We start from the raw sequence: 852 nt of genomic DNA on the forward strand, positions 1-852 counted from the left end.
GTACTTTTCATTGATGCTGAACCCAAACATAACCAGTCTAGGTAACTTTTGTGTCGTTAGAATATCTGACGTTTCAATACGTTCAATATTTTTACCATCCGTGATAGTCAATTTCTCAACCCCTGTAGTAGGGTCGAGAAATTTGTTTTCTATGATAATTGGACTAGATAAACGAATTATCTTATCTTCGTCATTTTTGTTTTTTGCTCGAATAAGTTCATACCATGCAGTTGAATCTAACCAGTATGGATATTTCTTGAATATGTTGTTACTCATAATAAATCTCTCCTTTGCTATATAAGCATTAAATTTGTGTTGCTAAATACATATTAAAGGAGAATTAAACGCAAAAAAGGAGGTCGTCCATAAACAAAAAAAATGGACGACCTCCTTTGGTAGTGCTATTCAAATTTTAAATTGTCTAAGGTTTCACTTAGAGTTTTTGCGATAGACCAACTAGATAAATCATTGACTTGTTTACTGACGATTTCGTCTTTAATTTGAGTAGATTTTATTTCTTCAAATAAGTGGAAAACGTTCGTTAATTCGGTAATGTTTATTTTTGAAAGTGGCTCAATATCTTCATTAAATGAATATTTATCTAATAAAAGATGAATTCGATACAAGTCATTTAAGAAGCTCTCTAATTGATTTGGACTCATACCATCATCAATATAAGATTGGCGATTAGTATAAAATAGGTTAGAAAATTTAGATAATGACAAATAAAATTCTTTATAAATATTGAGAAACTTATCGTTTGATATTAATGGCTTGGAGCTATTTATTATATTGTCTAGACGTGATTCAAAATTTTGTAAATCAAAAGTACTGTTTTTATATTGATTTATA

Annotated in this window: 2 protein-coding genes; both read right to left on the reverse strand. The window is 29.0% G+C overall.

Translation table 11 applies throughout. The features are described 5' to 3' along the window. Window positions 1-276, reverse strand: a 276-nt coding sequence (locus JVU85_RS13880; protein WP_204172879.1) for a DUF927 domain-containing protein, incomplete at its 3' end; no start/stop codon positions are given. 125 nt (window positions 277-401) lie between these two features. Beyond that, the coding region (locus JVU85_RS13885; protein WP_239441242.1) for a DUF6038 family protein at window positions 402-852 on the reverse strand (451 nt) is incomplete at its 5' end.

This window comes from Staphylococcus sp. GDY8P72P (genome assembly GCF_016890655.1).
Taxonomy (GTDB): domain Bacteria; phylum Bacillota; class Bacilli; order Staphylococcales; family Staphylococcaceae; genus Staphylococcus; species Staphylococcus arlettae.